We start from the raw sequence: 16439 nt of genomic DNA, 5'->3' as shown, positions 1-16439 counted from the left end.
GGCAGGCGCTACGTACGGGCCGGCCAGCCCTGCGCACGCGACGCCCGCAGCGCCTGCCCCTTCCTGCGCCACGCCACGATCACCGCCGCGAGCCCCGTGATCGCGATGAACGCCGTGGCGGCGAGGAACGCCGGCGACGTCGGCGAGGAGGCGTGGCTGCCCGCGATGACGTACGCGGCCGTGTTCGGCAGGCTGCCGAGCCCGGTCGCCAGCAGGAACGGCGCCCAGCCCATCCGGGAGACCGACGCGCAGTAGTTGGCGGCCGCGAACGGGACGCCGGGGAACAGCCGGATCGCCATCATCGACCGGAAGCCGTGCCGGCTCAGCTGCCGGTCCGCCGCCGTCAGCCAGCGGCCGCGCAGCAGCGGCCGCAGCGCGTCCTGCCCCAGCAGCCGCCCCAGCCCGAAGGAGAGGCCCGACCCCAGCACCGTGCCCACCACGGCGACCGCCGTGCCGACGGGCCCGCCGAAGAGCGCGCCCGCCGCGAGGTTGAGGATCGGGCGCGGCACGAACGACGCCGTGCACAGCCCGTACGCGCCGGCGAACAGCACCACGGCCGCGCCGCCGGACGTGTGCGGCGGCCAGCCGTCGGCGAGCAGCCGCTCCGGCCGGAACGCCAGCACGGCCGCCGCGGCACCGGCCAGCAGCGCGACGAGCAGCCCCAGCCGGAACCAAGGGGACAGCAGCGCACGGGAGCGGCGCCCTGCGGGACCGGGGGAGGACGCGGCGGATTCGAGCATCGCTGGAGCCTAACCGACCCGCCCGTAAAGCCGCTGTGATCGCGGTGAGACGGTGCGGAACGCGCACATTCGGTCGTCGCCTGTTCGCCCGCCGGACACCACGCCCACCGCGAACCGGACACCACGCCCACCGCGAACCGGACACCACGCCCACCGCGAACCGGGCATCTCGTCGAGCGGCCGCGCGGAGCGCCAACGCCCGTGCGGGGGAAAACCATTCGACGCCCCGCACCCCGTGCGCGAGCATCGACAGCGTGTGCCGGCCCGCCCACCCCCTGCCGACGCCCGCCGCCGCGGGCGCGCCGGTGGCTGCCGCCGACCCCCGCCGGGCCATGGGCCCGAGCCACCACGGCCACAGGCGACGCTGACTCTTCCCGGATCGCTCCACGGACCCCGAAGGGAAGGGTCGGCCCGGCCCCCGGGGTCCGCGCGAAGGCACCGCACCACAGCACCCGGGGAAGGGAACCATGCCCAAGCAGGCATACGTGCGCACCAAGCCGCACCTCAACATCGCGACCATGGGACACACCGGCCATGGCAAGACCACGCTCACCACCGCCATCACCCGACTCCTCGGCACCCGCCCCGCTCCCCGCCGCCCCGGCACCGCGCCCGTCCCCCACGTCGCCTACGAGACCGGCACCCGCCACTACGCCCACGCCGACCTGCCCGGCGGCGCCGACCGCGTCAAGCACATGATCGCCGCGACGGCCGGGCTCGACGGGGCGATCCTCGTCGTCTCCGCGCTCGACGGCATCGGACCGCGGACCGCCGAGCACCTCCTGCTCGCCCGCCAGTCCGGCGTACGGCACCTGGTCGTCGCCCTCAGCAAGGCGGACGCCGGCGGGCCGGAGCTCACCGAACTCGTCGAACTGGACACCCGCGCGCTCCTCACCGCGCACGGCTACGACGGGGCCCACACGCCCGTCGTCCGCGTCTCCGCGCTGCGCGCCCTGGACGGCGACCCCCGCTGGACGGGCACGATCGAGGCGCTGCTCGACGCAGTCGACACCTATGTGCCCACACCGCGGCGCCGCACGGACGAGCCTCTCCTGCTCCCCGTGGAGCGGGTGTTCACCCTCACCGGGCGGGGCACCGCCGTCGCCGGGGCGATCGAGCGCGGCACCGTCCGCCCCGGAGCGGCGGTCGACATCGTCGGGCGGCCGGGCGGACCCCGCCGCGCCGAGGTCACCGGCCTGGAGACCTTCGGCGAACCCATGGCGGGCGCGCGGGCCGGGGACAGCGTCGCACTGCTCCTGCGCGGGGTGGAGCGCCACGAGGTGCACCGCGGCGATGTCATCGCCACGCCAGGAAGCGTCCTGCCCAGGCGCCGCTTCCGCGCCCGCGTGCGACTGCTGTCGGCGGCGGAGGGCGGCCGCTCCCGGCCGCTCGCCACCGGCTGCCGGGCGCAGCTCCACTTCCGTACGGCCGACGTGCCCGGCACGGTCGACCTCGGACCGCACGGCTCCGCGCTCCCCGGCCGTCCGCTCACCCTCACGGTCACCCTGGACCGCCCCGCACCCCTCGAACGGGGCGTTCCGCTGACCCTGCGCGAAGCCGGCCGCACGATCGGGGTGGGAGAGGTGGTGTGACCGGGCCCGTTCCGTCCGGAACGGGCCCTCGGGCGCCGCACAATGGGGGAGTGGAAGAACCCATACCCGTGACCCAGGACGTCGACTGCGGCACCGCCAAGCTGCTGCCCGACATCGACCGCCGAAGAGCCTGGCTGCTCACCGTCGACGGCGCACCGCAGTCGTACGTGGACCTGGACGACCCGGCGCACCTCGAATTCGAGTACGCCCGGCGCGTCGCCCACGTGCTGGACTCCGCCGCGGAGCCCGGCCGCGCGCTGGACGTGCTGCACCTCGGCGGCGGAGCCCTCACCCTGCCCCGCTACGTCACGGCCACCCGGCCCGGCTCCCGGCAGCGCGTCGTCGAGGCCGACCGCGGCCTCCTCGCCCTGGTCGCCGAACACCTCCCGCTGCGCGCGGACTCCGGCATCGACGTACGGGCAGGCGACGCCCGTACGGAACTGGAGGCGGCGGCCGACGCCTCCGCCGACGTGATCGTCGCCGACGTCTTCGGCGGCTCGCGGGTGCCGGCCCACCTCACCTCGGTGGAGTTCGCGCGCTCGGCCGCCCGGGTGCTGCGCCGTGACGGCCGCTACGCCGCCAACCTCGCCGACGGCGCCCCCTTCGACTTCCTCCGGTCCCAGGTGGCGACCTTCGGCGCGGTCTTCGCGCACCTGTGCCTGATCGTGGAGCCCTCGGTGCTGCGGGGGAGGCGCTTCGGCAACGCCGTGCTCGTGGCCTCGCACGGTGAGCTCCCGGTGGCGGCCCTCGTGCGCCGGGCCGCCGCCGACGCCTTCCCCGCGCGGGTGGAGCACGGGGAGGCGCTGGCGCGGTTCGCGGCGGGGGCGGCCGTCGTGGCCGACGCGGACGCGGTGCGGTCGCCGGAGCCGCCGGGCGGCGCGTTCAGCGTGGGCTGAGCCCAGGCTTGACACGCCGCGCCGGGGGCGCGGCTCAGGAGCTCTTGAGCGGGCGCAGCGAGCTCATGATCTTCTTGACGGTGTCGTCGGGCAGCTCGCCGTCGACACCCTTGTCCGCGTAGAGCACCCACGTCGCCAGGTCGTCATTGGTGTCCTTGTAGGTCACCGTGAAGGACTTGCCGTCGGAGGAGCACTTGTCGGTCTTCTTCACGCCGGTCACCGTGGCGGAGGCCGCGTAACCGGTGATGCCGTGGTCGCTCTTGAAGGGCTTGGCGTCGGTGCTGTCGAGCTTGCCCGTCTGCTTCTGGTCGTAGCCCGCGATCAGCCAGTTCCCGGCCTCGATCTTGGCGGCGCTCTCCTCGCTCTTGGCGCCCTGCGCGCCCTTGGTGCCGACCGCGGCCGACTGGGAGTTCTTCCCGCACACCCCCTGCTTGTAGTAGGCGGGGGAGCTCATGGTGATCAACGGCTTGCCCTTGTCGTCCGAGAAGCCGACCGACATGCCGGGGCTGTCGACCGTCCACTCCGCGGGGACGTCGTAGGCGATGTGCCGCTTGCTGCTGACGACCACCTTCCAGCCGTCGATCACCGGCTTGACCTCCGCGTCACCGCCGCGCGGATTGTCCAGGGGCGCGTCCGAGGAGGGTGCGGGCGAGGACGGCGCGGCGGCGGAGGACGCCGCCGAGGGGCCGTCCTTCGCCTCGGTCTTCTTGTCGTCGCCCTTCATGACGACGACGCCCGTGACCACGGCGGCGGCGACCACGGCCACCGCGGCGGTGACCGCGATGATCGTGGTGCGCTTACTCCCGCCCCGCGGCGGCTTCGGCCCGCCGGGGCCGGCCGGTCCGGTCCACTGCGGCGCGGTCTGCGCGGTCTGCGCGGGCGGTCCCGGCGGCGGACCGGGCGGGCCCAGCGGAACGGGCTGCTGGTACGGATTCGGCTGCCCGGGGCCGGGCTGCTGCGCGTACCCCGGCTGCTGGTACGGGTTGGGCTGCGTCGGGTACCCCGGCTGCTGGTACGGATTCTGGTCCTGCGGGTTCTGCTCGCCCCCGGGCGGCTGCTGTCCTGGCCACATGGCCGATAACCATAGAGGCATACCGCGGCCCGGGTGACGGGAGCCCCTTCCCGCCATTCCTACCGACTGGTAACTTCTGCGGTATGTCTGAGACCCAGCCCTCGATCGGCGACATGCTCGTGGCCACGGTGCCCATGGCCCGTACGCTCAACCTCGTCTTCGAGGAGACCACCGCGGAGCGCGCCGTCGTCCGCCTGCCCGACCAGCCCGACTACCACAACCACGTCGGCGGCCCGCACGCCGGCGCGATGTTCACCCTCGCCGAGTCCGCGAGCGGCGCCATCGTCCTCGCCGCCTTCGGCGACCAGCTCTCCCGCGCCGTGCCGCTGGCGGTGCGCGCCGAGATCGGCTACAAGAAGCTCGCCAAGGGCCCCGTCACCGCCACCGCCGAGCTGGGCCGCACGGCGGCCGAGGTCGTCGCGCAGCTGGACGCGGGCGAGCGCCCGGAGTTCCCCGTCCACATCGCGATCACCCGCGAGGACGGCGCGGTGACGGGCGAGATGACCGTGGTCTGGACCCTGCGGCCCAACGACGCGTAGGGGTGGTCGCGGGAGCCGTCCTCCCGGATGCCGACGGGCCTGTGGTCGAACACATAGGTCATCGGTGGCAACCCGCGGGCCGCTGAGCGAGTCCTTTCCTCCAGTAGGCTTCCCGGCGTGCGCCCGTACGGCGTACGCCGGGTAAGGGTCGTCAACCGGGGAGGAACCGGCGTTGCACATCCAGGAGTGGCTCGAAACAGTACCGGCGGTCGCCGTCTACCTGATGGTGGGCGGGGTCATCGGGCTGGAGAGCCTGGGCATCCCGCTTCCCGGTGAGATCGTCCTCGTCAGCGCCACGCTGATGGCCGCCACGCAGGACCACATCAATCCGTACATCTTGGGTGTCTGCGCCGTCGCGGGCGCGATCGTCGGTGACTCCATCGGCTATCTGATCGGCCGCAAGGGCGGCCAGCCGCTGCTGGACTGGCTCGGCCGGAAGTTCCCCAAGCACTTCGGGCCGAAGCACGTGGCCACCGCCGAGCGCTCGTTCAAGAAGTGGGGCATGTGGGCGGTCTTCGTCGGCCGCTTCATCGCCCTGCTGCGGATCTTCGCCGGTCCGCTGGCGGGCGTGCTGAAGATGCCGTACTGGAAGTTCCTCATCGCCAACGTCCTCGGCGGCATCGCCTGGGCCGGTGGCACCGTCGCGGTGATCTACACCGTCGGCAAGGTCGCCGAGAAGTGGCTCAAGCAGTTCTCCTACCTCGGCCTGGTGGCCGCGGTGCTCTTCGGCCTGGGCTCGTTCGTCGTCATGCGGATCAAGGCCAAGAAGGCGGAGAAGGCCGAGGCCGCCGAGGAGTCGTCCGGGACCGAGGCCGTCGCCACGGTCGACTGACCCGCGACCGTCCGGGCACGAAAGGCCCCGGGCCCCCACCTCCACGGAGAGGCGGGGGCCCGGGGCTTTTCACGTGCCCGGCCGGGTCAGACAGCGTCGGGGCCGGGCGCTTGGCCCGGATGCGGCGGGTGGTTCGTGAAGTACGCGACCGACCTGTGGGACCGCTCGACGGTGGAGCGCTGGGCGGACGACTGCACCCGCCTCCTGGCGGAGGAGGTGCGGCGGGCACGCGGCAGGTAGGGGGAAGATCACAGCTCACCGGCTCTGCCGGGACGGATCCGGCTGAGTACGGTGAGCGGGTGCCGAAGAACCGGAACACGTTCTCATTCGACGCCCCCGAGGCTCTCCGGGCCTGGGGGCGTCGTGCCGCGTCCCGCGCGGTCCACCGCGGCTGGCGGTGGGTCCAGCGGGCCGGCGCGGTGACCGCGGAGCACCCCGGTCCGTACCGCTTCGCCCGGATCGGGCCCGCCACCCGGCTGGCCTTCCCCCTGGGCACGGTGTTCGGCGAGCAGTGGATCGAGCTGGGGGACCACTGCATCATCGGCGAACAGGTCACCTTGACGGCGGGCATGATGCCCGGCCTCGACCTCGGTCCCGAACCCGTGCTGAGCCTCGGCAACGGCGTGGTCCTCGGCCGGGGCAGCCATGTGGTCGCCTCCCAGCGGGTGACCTTCGGCGACGACGTGTTCTGCGGCCCGTACGTCTACGTCACCAGCGACAACCACTCCTACGACGACCCCGGTCAGCCCATAGGCAGGCAGTGGCCGCGCAGCGCGCCCGTCTCGATCGGCCCGGGCAGCTGGCTGGGGACGGGGGCGGTGATCCTGCCGGGCGCGAGGCTCGGGCGGAACGTCGTCGTCGCGGCCGGCGCCGTGGTCCGCGGCGAGGTGCCGGACCACTGCGTGGTCGCGGGCGCGCCCGCGAAGGTCGTACGGCGCTGGGAGCCGGAGACGGGCTGGGTCCCGCCGCTGCGCACGCCGACGCCGGTGCCGATCCCTGACGGGGTGACCCCGGAACAGTTGCTGGCCCTTGAAGACCCCGGGGCAGGCTCCCGAACCCCCTGAAGCGGCCGAGGCCCGGTGCGCATCAGTCCACGCTCCGCGGGCCGAGTCCGAGGGTGCGGCGTTCCTCGTCGGTGGCCAGGCGGACGGCCGTCGCCGGTGCCGTCCACCGCTCGGCGCTCCCGACCCCGGCGAGTGTGTACTTCTCGCCGTCGAACGCGTGGGACACGCCCAGCCGGCCGGTGGTCCTGTCCACCACAAGGGCGCCGGACCGGTAGCCGGTCCAGAGTGCCGCACCCGTCGTCTCCGTCATTGCGTTCGAGCCTCCGTGTGTTCCGCTCGTACGGAGCGGGCAACTCCATGTAGTAGAAAGAGAGTTGCCCAGGCCATGTGCGATCACCAGGTCGGCGGCGTTGACTTCTGCAATTGTCAAGACGGAGGGCTGCACTCGTGACGTATGCAGACGATCTGGACCCGACATCTTCCGTACTCGCGTTCTATGCAGACGACCTGCGGACGCGCCGTGAGGCGGCGAAGATCAAGCAGCGGGAGTTCGCGGGCATGGCACACATGGCTCCGTCGTTGCTCAACAAAATCGAAGCGACGAAGCGACTGCCGACCGAGGCTCTTTCGCGGCTCGCTGACGAGACGTTCGGGACGGGAACGCACTTTCAGCGTCTTTGGCGGCTCGTCATCAAGTACGCCTACCCCTCATGGTTCCGGCCCTTCGTCGAGCTGGAGGAGGCCGCCTCGGCCATCCGGTCCTTCCAGGTGCAGGTGGTGCCGGGCCTCCTCCAGACGGAGGCATACGCGCGAGCGGTCTTCTCCGCACGCCGCATCGACCCCGACGAGCTGGAGGAAAAGGTCGCGGGGCGGCTTGCCCGACAACACATCCTCACGCGCGATAGGCCCCCGGAGCTATGGGTCGTGCTGGACGAGAACGTGTTGCGCCGCCCCATGGGCGGGGTCGCCACGATGCGCGATCAACTCAGGGGCATCATCGAGGCGTCCGAGACGCCCAGCACCGTTGTCCAGGTTGTCCCGTACTCGGTAGGCGGACACGCGGGGGCCGGTGGGCCGTTCGCCGCTCTGACTCTTGATGAAGGGCCTGATGTGGTCTCGGTGGACGGTTTCCTGCAAGGGCAGATCCTGGCAGACCCGGCAGACGTAAAGGCTGCAAGGCGTGCCTATGATCTTCTGACGGCCGCCGCCCTGTCGCCCGCCCAGTCAATCGACATGATCGCCGATGCCCTGAAGGAATTCAGCTCATGACAAACATAGACAGCCCACCCGGCACGGCTTGGCATAAGTCCAGTTACAGCAACGACAACGGTGACTGCGTCGAATGGGCGCCCGCCTTCGCGGAATTCGACATCGTCCCGGTCCGTGACAGCAAGAACCCTCACGGCCACGCGCTCATGTTCACGCTGGGCGCGTGGTCGGCCTTCGTCGGCGCGGTGCGGCAAGAGGATCTGCGTCCCGCGTGATCCCTTGGACGTCGATCCCCCGCCGAGCGACGCGCAGTTGGCCCGGGTGCGGGCAGAGTGGGATGCCACAGACTGAGAAGCAGATACGCAACTGCCGCTGCCCAGGGGCGCATTCGAGGTCGTCACGGCTCAGCCCGCCGCCAGCAGCACCGTGCCCACCAGCGCCAGCCCCGCGCCCGTCGCCTGGACCGAGCGGAGCCGTTCGCTGAGGACGCCGCGCGCGGCAAGTGCCGTGACCACGGGATAGAGCGAGGCCAGCACGGCGGCCACGGTCACCGGCCCGCTGTTCGCGGCGAGGTTGTACGTACCGTTCGCCGCCACGTCGGCGAGGCCGACGAAGGCGAGCGCGGGCAGCGCGGCCCGTACCGCGGCCCGGCCGCCGTCCTCCGGCAGGGCCCGGCCGCCGCGCCGTACGGACACCCACAGCGCGGTCCCGCCGACCAGCACGTTGCACACCCGCTGCACGAACAGGGCGAGGAAGAGCCCGGTCAGGGTGGTCGACGCCTCCGCGATCAGGGCCATCACCGCACCGAACCCGAAGGCCGCGCAGAGCGTGTGCACCAGCGTCTGCCGCTGGATGGGCGCGCCGCCGCGCGCCGGTCCGCTGGCGAGGACGACCCCGGCGACGGCGACCAGGATCCCGGCGAACTGGAGCAGTCCGGGCCGCTCCCCGACGGCGATACCCACGCCGACCGGCACCGCGACCCCGCCGAGCGCGCCCAGCGGCGCGACGACGCCCATCGGGCCGCTGGCGAGGGCGCGGTAGAAGCAGAGCATCGCCGCCGGGCCGATCAGGCCGGCGGCCGCCGCGAACCACAGCCGGGGCCCGGCCTCGGTCCAGCCGCCGGTGGCGACGACGACCGTGCCGAGCACGCCGACGGCCAGCAGCTGGGAGACCAGCACCACGGTCAGGGCGGGGATGCGACGGGTGAGCAGCCCGCCGCCGAAGTCGGCGAGACCCCACAGGAGGCTGGTGGTCAGGGCGAAGACCGCTGTCATCGGAGAAACCTCGCAGTACAGTGTGCTGAACGGTGCGGTACAGCGCACCGTAGTTCAGTTTGTTCGACCATGCCACCCAAAATCTTGTACCGAAGAGTCCGAGGGAAGACTGAAGACCGTGACGGACCTCGATCAGCTCACGCAGTCGCTCGCCCGCAACCTCAAGCGCTGGCGCGGCGAACGCAACTTCACCCTCGATGCCCTGGCGGCCCGCTCCGGCGTCAGCCGCGGCATGATCATCCAGATCGAGCAGGCCCGCACCAACCCCAGCGTCGGGACCACCGTCAAGCTCGCCGACGCGCTCGGCGTCAGCATCACCACCCTCCTGGACCAGGAGCGGGGCGCGACCGTCCGGCTCGTGCCCGGGGCGGAGGCCGTGCGCATGTGGTCGACGGAGGCGGGCAGTCACACCACGCTGCTCGTCGGCGCGCAGGGCCGGGGGCCGCTGGAGCTGTGGGACTGGCGCATCGCCCCCGGTGACAGCAATGTCTCCGACCCGCACCCGCCTGGCACGGTCGAGCTGCTCACGGTGACGTCCGGCGCTCTCACGCTCGTGGTGGCCGGCGAGGAGCACACCGTGCCCGCCGGGACGTCGGCGACCTTCGACGGCGGCGTCCCGCACACCTACCGCAACGACGGCTCGGAAGACGTCACGATGACGATGGCCGTGGCCGTCGCCCCCGCCCACTGACGCTCCCACGGGGGCTTGGGTAAAACCTCTCCCACGGCCGCGCGTCCACCGCACCCGGCGAAGCGGACCCCGTCGTACCGCGAAGCCGCAGTTCAGGGTCGGCTCCGCCCGTGCCGGGCCCCTCCGTGCGGGCGGCCGCGCGCACGGGGAGCCGGTCGGGGTGAGGTTGACGGAGTCGCGTCGCAGGCGGACGATTTATATAGGTGCTCGATACAACAGACGTGCGGGGGTCGCCGAGCCGGTGCCGCGCAAGCGTCGTGCCCGCTCACGCTTCCCGGCGGCCCCGGCCGGACCAGGAGGTCATGGCATGTGTGGCATCACCGGCTGGATTTCCTTCGACCGTGACCTGCGCTCCGCGCAGCAGACCGTGGACGCGATGACCGAGACGATGTCCTGCCGCGGCCCCGACGACAGCGGCACCTGGGTCAAGGGACCCGCGGCACTCGGCCACCGCCGCCTCGCGATCATCGACCTGGCCGGCGGCCGGCAGCCGATGACCGCGCGGCGGGCCGACGGCAGCGAGGTCGTCCTCGTCTACTCCGGCGAGGCGTACAACTACACCGAACTGCGCGCGGAGTTGATCTCCCGCGGCCACCGCTTCCGCACCGACTCCGACACCGAGGTCGTCCTGCGCGGCTACCTCGAATGGGGCGAGGCCGTCGCCGAACACCTCAACGGAATGGCCGCGTTCGCGATCTGGGACGAGCAGCGCGAGCGCCTCGTCATGGTCCGCGACCGCATGGGCATCAAGCCGTTCTACTACTACCCCACCACCGACGGCGTGCTGTTCGGCTCCGAGCCCAAGGCGATCCTCGCCAACCCCGCGGCCGAGCGGAGTGTCGGCCTCGAAGGGCTCCGCGAGCTCTTCTCGTTCATCAAGACCCCCGGCCACGCCGTCTGGGAGGGCATGCACGAGATCGAGCCCGGCACCGTCGTCACCGTCGACCGCAACGGCCTGCGCGCCCACGTCTACTGGGCGCTGCGCACCCGCCCGCACACGGACGACAAGGACACCTCGATCGCGCACGTCCGCACGCTGCTCGACGACATCATCCGCCGTCAGCTCGTCGCCGACGTCCCGCGCTGCACCCTGCTCTCCGGCGGTCTCGACTCCTCCGCCATGACCGCGCTGGCGGCCCGTCAGCTCGGCGAGGCGGGCGAGACGGTGCGCAGCTTCGCCGTCGACTTCGTCGGCCGGACCGAGAACTTCGTGGCAGACGACCTGCGCGCCACCCCCGACACGCCGTTCGTGCACGACGTGGCCCGCCTCTCCGGCACCGACCACCAGGACATCGTCCTGGACTCGACCGCCCTCGCCGACCCCGAGGTGCGCTCCAAGGTGATCCGGGCGCGGGACATCCCGGTGGGCTTCGGGGACATGGACTCCTCCCTCTACCTCCTGTTCAAGGAGATCCGCAAGCACTCGACCGTCGCCCTGTCCGGCGAGTCGGCCGACGAGGTCTTCGGCGGCTACAAGCAGTTCTTCGACGAGGAGGCCCGCCGGGCCGACACCTTCCCCTGGCTCGTCCGCCACGCGCGGGACTTCGGTGACGACGACGGCATCCTGACCGCGGGGCTGACCGACGCCCTCGACCTGGACTCCTACGTCCAGGACGGCTACAACGCCGCGGTCAAGGACGTCGAACGCCTCGAAGGCGAGAGCGACTTCGAGTTCCGCATGCGCAAGATCTGCTATCTGCACCTCACCCGCTTCGTGCGGATCCTCCTCGACCGCAAGGACCGCGCGAGCATGGCTGTCGGGCTGGAGGTGCGCGTGCCCTTCTGCGACCACCGGCTCGTGGAGTACGTCTACAACACGCCGTGGTCGCTGAAGTCCTTCGACGGACGCGAGAAGAGCCTGCTGCGGGAGGCCACCGCCGACGTCCTGCCGCAGTCCGTCTACGACCGCGTCAAGAGCCCGTACCCCTCCACCCAGGACCCCCAGTACGCCGTCGCCCTCCAGCGCCAGGCGAAGGACCTGCTCGCCCGGCCCTCGCACGCCGTCTTCGGCATCATCGACCGCGACTGGCTGCGCCGGGCCGCGCACGACGACGCGCCCCAGATCACCCAGGCGTCGCGGCACGGCCTGGAGCGCACGCTGGACCTGGCTCTGTGGTTGGACATGTACTCGCCCACTATCATGATCCCCTGATCGGAACCGTACGGGGCGGTGGGCAGAGCGATGACGATCGGTGACGACGAGGCGCTGCACCTGGTGATCTCCCTGCACCGGCTCACCCGGAGCCTGCGCAGGGCCTCCACCGCGGGCAGCGTCCAGCCCACCCACATCGCCATCCTGGTGCTGCTGGCCAAGGGCCCGGCCCGCATCGGCGAGATCGCCGCCTGGGTGCCCTGCTCCCAGCCCACCGCCACCTCGGCCGTCCTGGCCATGGAGGCGTCCGGCCTGATCCGTCGCGCGGCCGACCCGACCGACGGCCGCGCCTGCCGGGTCACGCTCACCGAACGCGGCGCCGCCGCCCTGGCCGGCCTCGCGCGCGGCGAGGCCGAGGTGCTCTCCAGGCGCCTCGCCTCGCTGCGCCCCGACGAGATCCGGCAACTCGTCGACGTGGGGCCGCTGTTGCGGAGGCTCGCGGAAGCCACCGACTGAGGGCCCCGCCCGCGGTCAGCCCAGGCGCGGGATCTCGATCGCCGGAGGGCGGTGGCATGACTCCCTGGTCTTTCCTGGCCCCCGTGGCGGCCCTTCGCTGGGTTGCTGTGGGGGCCATGTTGTTTCTCGGTGGTCTTGCTGACAGATCGCGGAGGCGCGGGGCATGCTGTGCCGACCGCTTCCGAGCAGAAGGGAACCGCCATGGCGCGACGCCTGAAGATGCTTGGCACCACTTCGGAGGACAACGACTGTCCGACGCTGTACGAGGACCTGGACACGGGCGAGATTCTCGTGCAAGGCGAGAGGGTCGACGATCCGGAAGACGTGGCGCAGCTCCGCGCCGTGAAGCCCGCTGAAGGCTTCGTGGTGGTCCCGCGTGAGCTGCTGATTCGCTTCGCCCCGAAGGAGTAGGCGAGTGCCGGAGCTGGTCAGTACCTCGGTACTGAACGAGCTGTTCGACAGTTTCGAGCACACCGCATGGCGGCTGGAGACGCAGCGCTCGTACGAGGCCGACATCGAGTCGGACCGGTTCAAGCGCTGGGCTCGCGGTGAGGGGTACAGCCCAGCAGGGCGCGAAGCGTTCCTGAACAGCCGTCGCGATCTGGCCAAGCAGGGCAAGCGCGTGGAGCGCGTGCGGCTCGTGGACGATCCGCCGACCGACAACCAGCGGTACCTACTCGACGGGGCTCCGGTCACCATCGAGGCCGGGGAGGACATCCGGCACCTGTGGCGCGCTGATGCTGAGTGCCTGGCGCTTCCCATGGCGGACTTCTGGCTGTTCGACTCCCGCACCCTGGCCCGCTTCCATCATGAGGACGGCCGGACGCTCGGGCTGGAGCTGGTGACCGAGCCGGCTGATGTGCTGGCGGCCTGCCAAGTCCGCGATGTGGCCTGGCACTTCGCTGTCCCGTACGAGGAGTTCACCGCGCGGGTACCTTCCGCTATGTGAGCACCGATTTCCAACGAGCCCGGGAAGCCCTCGGCGCGCGGCTGCGTGAGCTGCGCACCGAGGGCGGGCTTACTGGCAGACAGCTGGCCGAGCAGTGCGGCTGGGTCCACTCCAAGGTCTCCAAGCTGGAGAACGGCCGCCAGACAGCCGCCCCAGAAGACCTGGAGGCGTGGGCACGGGCCTGTGGGACTCCCGGGGAGTCTGAGGACCTACAGCGCCGCATGCGGGGGCTGGAGACGCATGTGCAGTCTCGCCGCCGTCAGCTTGCCGCCGGGCATGCCCCGATAAACGAACAGTCAGTCGTCGAGTACCGGCAGACTCGCACGGTCCGGGCCTACGAGGCGACCGTGATCCCCGGCCTGTTCCAGACCCCTGACTACGCGCGCGCCCTGCTGACGCACAATGCCTCCCTTCATCAGACCCCCCGGGACACCGAGGCGGCCGTGCGTGCCCGCATGAAGCGGCAAGAGGTGCTGTACGAGCCCGGTAAACAGCACCGGATCATCTTGTGGGAGGCAGCCCTTCACGCTCTGCCCTGCCCCCCGGTGACGCTCGCTGCACAGCTTGACCGGCTCGCTGGATTGGTCGGGCTGGACACGGTGTCGTTCGGCATCGTCCCTCTCGGGGTGCCGCTGACGCTGACCCCGAGGCACGGGTTTTGGATCTTTGATGAGCGGCTGGTGCGCGTCGAAATGATCAGCACGGAGCTTCGGCTGGACGAACCGTCCGACGTTGCACTGTACGGGCGCGTCTGGGATCGGCTGAATGACGCGGCGGTGTACGGCGCGGAGGCCCATCGGGTCTTGGCTCATGCGCGCCGTGTTCTCGGGTGACCTGCGAACCATTGAGGAGATCGCGAACCAGCGCGAGAAACAACGAGAAACTTCGAGGGGTCCGGAAGCGACACCGCCCTAGCGTGCTGGGGCATGACAACGACCATGTCGGGACCGGTGACGCTGTCCATGCCGACACTGGAGCCCACGCCCGTGGATGGATGCGAAGTGTGTGCAGCGCTGGCCAAGGAGCGGGAAGCGGCCCGCAGACGGGGCAACCACTCCAAGGTCACGGACATCAATGTCGAGATCGCACGACACCCTCACGCGCGGAGGAGGTCCGCCCGATGACCCGCTACTTCCGGTTCGGTGAGTTCGAGATTGTCCAGAACCCCGACGAGCCGCCGGCGTTCGGTGCCGTCTGCGTGGCGCACCCCAAGGAGTGCCACGAGCACTCGGGGAACGTCTCGGACGTCAAGACCGTGCACAAGTGGATCGCGGGGCACGCGCGGGACACGGGGCACCTGGACTTCGACCGGAACATGGGCGACAGGTGCCACGTCATCCCGCCCGAGGGTGCGATCGTCGCCGGTTCGATCGTGTCGCCGGAGCACGCTCGCGCCGCCACCCCGGCGTAACCGACTCCCGCCGGGGCGCTGCGTAGAGGCTCAGGGCCCAAGGCGGGGTTCCACGCACCACCCCAACCCGATACAACCAAAGGGAGGCCCGTTGTGGGTACGGATGGAGTGAACGGCTACGACGTGGCGGGCAACGAGATCATCAGTGCCCCCGAGCCGGAGCCCGACGAGGACGGCGACGGAGATGACAAGTAGCACCCCCGGGTCAGGTGACGGAAGTGCCCGCGCGACAGCCCGCCGGTTCCTGAAGCGCGAGTTCCCCGAAGCGTCTGAGCTGTCGTGGCTGTGTTCCACGCACAAGGACCCGGAAGCGATGCAGCTGGTCTTGCGAGCCCGGTATGTGTGTAGGCACTGTCAGCGTGAGCGCATCCGCGTCTGACACCCGCCCCGGTCGGCACTCTTCCGAGCGTTGGCCGGGGCCGACGCGTCTACATGCTGGGGAGTGCCCCGCTCCCGCGCCCTGGCGTGCTGGCCCCGGAGGCTGACCGGTACTCCAGGGACTTGAGTTCGATCGCCGGGCAGCGGTCCATCACCATCGAAAGACCGGCCGCGCGCGTCCGCTCGTACGCCTCCTCGTCCACGACGCCCAGCTGGAACCACACCGCCTTCGCGCCGATCGCCACCGCCTCGTCCGCGACCGCCCCCGCGAGGTCGCTGTTGACGAAGACGTCCACCACGTCGACGGGGAAGGGGATCTCCGCGAGCGTCGCGTACCCCTTCTCCCCGTGCACCGTCTCCGCCTTGGGGTGGACGGGCACGACGCGCTTGCCGTACCGCTGCAACACCTGGGCGACGCCGTACGCCGCCCGGCCCTCGTTGGACGACAGGCCGACGACGGCCCACGTGTCGCCGGTCTCCTCGATGATCCTGCGGATGATCCCCGCCTCTGCATACATGCAGAGCTCAACGAGCACCCCCTCCGGACCATTCCCGGACTGCGCATAAGGTGGCGGGATGCAGGACCAGTACCGGACGGTGGCGCGCGCAGGCGTCCACGAGATCGAGATCAACAAGTCGCGCTTCCTCTGCGCGCTCGCGCCCGCCGCGACCGAGGAGGAGGCCCAGGCCTTCATCGCGCGTGTCCGCAAGGAGCACCCGACCGCCCGCCACCACTGTTTCGCGTACGTCCTCGGCGCCGACGGCTCCGTCCAGAAGGCGAGCGACGACGGGGAGCCGGGCGGCACGGCCGGCGTCCCCATGCTCCAGATGCTCGTGCGCCGCGAAGTGCGGTACGTGGTCGCCGTCGTCACCCGCTACTTCGGCGGTGTGAAGCTCGGCGCGGGCGGGCTCATCAGGGCCTACGGCGGTGCCGTCGGCGAGGCGCTCGACGTCCTCGGCACGGTGACCCGCCGGCGGTTCCGGCTGGCCACCGTCACCGTCGACCACCAGCGGGCCGGGAGGCTGGAGAACGACCTGCGGGCCACCGGGCGGGCCGTGCGCGAGGTGACCTACGGCGCCGACGTCCGCATCGAGGTCGGCCTGCCCGAGGCCGAGGTCGAGGGCTTCCGCGCCTGGCTGGCCGACACCACCGCGGGCACGGCGGGCCTGGAGCTCGGCGGCGAGGCGTACGGCGACGCCTGAACCGGCGGGCCCGCCCGGCCCGCCGGATCGGACCCCGCCGG

At 71.4% G+C, this 16439-nt stretch carries 20 protein-coding genes; 15 read left to right on the top strand and 5 right to left on the bottom strand.

The genetic code is table 11. The annotated features are described in order from the left end of the window. Window positions 1–8: 8 nt before the first annotated feature. On the bottom strand, window positions 9–740 hold the full coding sequence (locus AB0435_RS11800) for a TVP38/TMEM64 family protein (RefSeq protein WP_366426786.1): 732 nt from the start codon (window positions 738–740) through the stop codon (window positions 9–11). Window positions 741–1207: 467 nt separating this feature from the next. Here AB0435_RS11800 and AB0435_RS11795 point away from each other — a divergent pair, with 467 nt between their 5' ends. Both AB0435_RS11795 and AB0435_RS11790 read left to right on the top strand, forming a co-directional pair. Then, complete coding sequence (locus tag AB0435_RS11795) at window positions 1208–2332, top strand: GTP-binding protein (protein WP_366426785.1); 1125 nt, start codon at window positions 1208–1210, stop codon at window positions 2330–2332. Between the two features lie 50 nt (window positions 2333–2382). Further along, entirely contained in the window at window positions 2383–3228 is an 846-nt protein-coding gene (locus AB0435_RS11790) for a fused MFS/spermidine synthase (RefSeq protein ID WP_366002643.1), read from the top strand. A 34-nt stretch (window positions 3229–3262) separates the two neighbouring features. On the opposite strand, the gene AB0435_RS11785 is transcribed toward AB0435_RS11790, so the two are convergent. Next, complete coding sequence (locus AB0435_RS11785) at window positions 3263–4300, bottom strand: hypothetical protein (RefSeq protein WP_366002642.1); 1038 nt, start codon at window positions 4298–4300, stop codon at window positions 3263–3265. 83 nt (window positions 4301–4383) lie between these two features. On the opposite strand from AB0435_RS11785, the gene AB0435_RS11780 reads away from it, so the two are divergent. The 3 genes from AB0435_RS11780 (at window position 4384) to AB0435_RS11770 (ending at window position 6735) form a co-directional block, all read left to right on the top strand. Then, window positions 4384–4839, top strand: coding sequence for a DUF4442 domain-containing protein (locus tag AB0435_RS11780; protein ID WP_366002641.1), 456 nt, complete (start codon window positions 4384–4386; stop codon window positions 4837–4839). 172 nt (window positions 4840–5011) lie between these two features. Next, entirely contained in the window at window positions 5012–5671 is a 660-nt protein-coding gene (locus tag AB0435_RS11775) for a DedA family protein (RefSeq protein ID WP_366002640.1), read from the top strand. A gap of 299 nt (window positions 5672–5970) precedes the next feature. Beyond that, on the top strand, window positions 5971–6735 hold the full coding sequence (locus AB0435_RS11770) for an acyltransferase (protein WP_366002639.1): 765 nt from the start codon (window positions 5971–5973) through the stop codon (window positions 6733–6735). A gap of 22 nt (window positions 6736–6757) precedes the next feature. On the opposite strand, the gene AB0435_RS11765 is transcribed toward AB0435_RS11770, so the two are convergent. Further along, complete coding sequence (locus AB0435_RS11765; RefSeq protein ID WP_366002638.1) at window positions 6758–6985, bottom strand: hypothetical protein; 228 nt, start codon at window positions 6983–6985, stop codon at window positions 6758–6760. A gap of 137 nt (window positions 6986–7122) precedes the next feature. On the opposite strand from AB0435_RS11765, the gene AB0435_RS11760 reads away from it, so the two are divergent. Continuing rightward, complete coding sequence (locus AB0435_RS11760; protein ID WP_366426784.1) at window positions 7123–7944, top strand: helix-turn-helix transcriptional regulator; 822 nt, start codon at window positions 7123–7125, stop codon at window positions 7942–7944. Then, on the top strand, window positions 7941–8159 hold the full coding sequence (locus AB0435_RS11755) for a DUF397 domain-containing protein (RefSeq protein WP_366426783.1): 219 nt from the start codon (window positions 7941–7943) through the stop codon (window positions 8157–8159). Before AB0435_RS11760 ends, AB0435_RS11755 begins: the two co-directional genes overlap by 4 nt. Before the next feature lie 129 nt (window positions 8160–8288). Here the strand turns inward: AB0435_RS11755 and AB0435_RS11750 are convergent, their stop codons facing one another. Beyond that, on the bottom strand, window positions 8289–9158 hold the full coding sequence (locus AB0435_RS11750) for an EamA family transporter (protein WP_366002635.1): 870 nt from the start codon (window positions 9156–9158) through the stop codon (window positions 8289–8291). 118 nt (window positions 9159–9276) lie between these two features. Between AB0435_RS11750 and AB0435_RS11745 the strand changes: the two genes are divergently transcribed. The 7 genes from AB0435_RS11745 (at window position 9277) to AB0435_RS11715 (ending at window position 14817) form a co-directional block, all read left to right on the top strand. Continuing rightward, window positions 9277–9849 (top strand): XRE family transcriptional regulator, encoded by a 573-nt coding sequence (locus AB0435_RS11745; protein WP_366002634.1) that lies wholly within the window; start codon window positions 9277–9279, stop codon window positions 9847–9849. 307 nt (window positions 9850–10156) lie between these two features. Further along, window positions 10157–12001, top strand: a complete 1845-nt coding sequence (asnB, locus tag AB0435_RS11740; RefSeq protein ID WP_366002633.1) for an asparagine synthase (glutamine-hydrolyzing) — start codon at window positions 10157–10159, stop codon at window positions 11999–12001. A gap of 30 nt (window positions 12002–12031) precedes the next feature. After that, window positions 12032–12457 carry a MarR family winged helix-turn-helix transcriptional regulator gene (locus AB0435_RS11735; RefSeq protein WP_366002632.1) on the top strand — a complete coding sequence of 142 codons (426 nt, stop codon included), beginning with the start codon at window positions 12032–12034 and terminating at the stop codon, window positions 12455–12457. 201 nt (window positions 12458–12658) lie between these two features. Next, on the top strand, window positions 12659–12868 hold the full coding sequence (locus AB0435_RS11730) for a hypothetical protein (RefSeq protein ID WP_366002631.1): 210 nt from the start codon (window positions 12659–12661) through the stop codon (window positions 12866–12868). A 4-nt stretch (window positions 12869–12872) separates the two neighbouring features. Then, a complete protein-coding gene (locus AB0435_RS11725) occupies window positions 12873–13406 on the top strand; it encodes a DUF6879 family protein (protein ID WP_366002630.1) in 534 nt (177 codons plus the stop codon). Further along, window positions 13403–14239, top strand: coding sequence for a helix-turn-helix transcriptional regulator (locus tag AB0435_RS11720; RefSeq protein ID WP_366002629.1), 837 nt, complete (start codon window positions 13403–13405; stop codon window positions 14237–14239). The genes AB0435_RS11725 and AB0435_RS11720 overlap by 4 nt, the downstream gene beginning before the upstream one ends. A gap of 287 nt (window positions 14240–14526) precedes the next feature. Beyond that, window positions 14527–14817, top strand: coding sequence for a hypothetical protein (locus AB0435_RS11715; RefSeq protein ID WP_366426782.1), 291 nt, complete (start codon window positions 14527–14529; stop codon window positions 14815–14817). A 428-nt stretch (window positions 14818–15245) separates the two neighbouring features. Here AB0435_RS11715 and AB0435_RS11710 read toward each other — a convergent pair whose 3' ends face one another. After that, complete coding sequence (locus AB0435_RS11710; RefSeq protein WP_366002627.1) at window positions 15246–15713, bottom strand: CoA-binding protein; 468 nt, start codon at window positions 15711–15713, stop codon at window positions 15246–15248. Between the two features lie 58 nt (window positions 15714–15771). Here AB0435_RS11710 and AB0435_RS11705 point away from each other — a divergent pair, with 58 nt between their 5' ends. After that, complete coding sequence (locus AB0435_RS11705; protein ID WP_366426781.1) at window positions 15772–16398, top strand: YigZ family protein; 627 nt, start codon at window positions 15772–15774, stop codon at window positions 16396–16398. Window positions 16399–16439 lie beyond the last annotated feature (41 nt).

The sequence above is a fragment of the Streptomyces sp. NPDC051173 genome (assembly GCF_040689515.1).
In the GTDB taxonomy this organism is placed as follows: domain Bacteria; phylum Actinomycetota; class Actinomycetes; order Streptomycetales; family Streptomycetaceae; genus Streptomyces.
Note: the sequence above shows the minus strand (reverse complement) of the source record. Positions and strands in the feature narration are given on the sequence as shown.

What these genes read in the sequence shown, in the direction of transcription:
- AB0435_RS11800 (WP_366426786.1), bottom strand. Translation starts at nt 740, where the DNA reads ATGCTCGAATCCGCCGCGTCCTCCCCCGGTCCCGCAGGGCGCCGCTCC.
- AB0435_RS11795 (WP_366426785.1), top strand. Translation starts at nt 1,208, where the DNA reads ATGCCCAAGCAGGCATACGTGCGCACCAAGCCGCACCTCAACATCGCG.
- AB0435_RS11785 (WP_366002642.1), bottom strand. Translation starts at nt 4,300, where the DNA reads ATGTGGCCAGGACAGCAGCCGCCCGGGGGCGAGCAGAACCCGCAGGAC.
- AB0435_RS11780 (WP_366002641.1), top strand. Translation starts at nt 4,384, where the DNA reads ATGTCTGAGACCCAGCCCTCGATCGGCGACATGCTCGTGGCCACGGTG.
- AB0435_RS11765 (WP_366002638.1), bottom strand. Translation starts at nt 6,985, where the DNA reads ATGACGGAGACGACGGGTGCGGCACTCTGGACCGGCTACCGGTCCGGC.
- AB0435_RS11755 (WP_366426783.1), top strand. Translation starts at nt 7,941, where the DNA reads ATGACAAACATAGACAGCCCACCCGGCACGGCTTGGCATAAGTCCAGT.
- AB0435_RS11750 (WP_366002635.1), bottom strand. Translation starts at nt 9,158, where the DNA reads ATGACAGCGGTCTTCGCCCTGACCACCAGCCTCCTGTGGGGTCTCGCC.
- asnB (WP_366002633.1), top strand. Translation starts at nt 10,157, where the DNA reads ATGTGTGGCATCACCGGCTGGATTTCCTTCGACCGTGACCTGCGCTCC.
- AB0435_RS11735 (WP_366002632.1), top strand. Translation starts at nt 12,032, where the DNA reads ATGACGATCGGTGACGACGAGGCGCTGCACCTGGTGATCTCCCTGCAC.
- AB0435_RS11730 (WP_366002631.1), top strand. Translation starts at nt 12,659, where the DNA reads ATGGCGCGACGCCTGAAGATGCTTGGCACCACTTCGGAGGACAACGAC.
- AB0435_RS11715 (WP_366426782.1), top strand. Translation starts at nt 14,527, where the DNA reads ATGACCCGCTACTTCCGGTTCGGTGAGTTCGAGATTGTCCAGAACCCC.
- AB0435_RS11710 (WP_366002627.1), bottom strand. Translation starts at nt 15,713, where the DNA reads ATGTATGCAGAGGCGGGGATCATCCGCAGGATCATCGAGGAGACCGGC.
- AB0435_RS11705 (WP_366426781.1), top strand. Translation starts at nt 15,772, where the DNA reads ATGCAGGACCAGTACCGGACGGTGGCGCGCGCAGGCGTCCACGAGATC.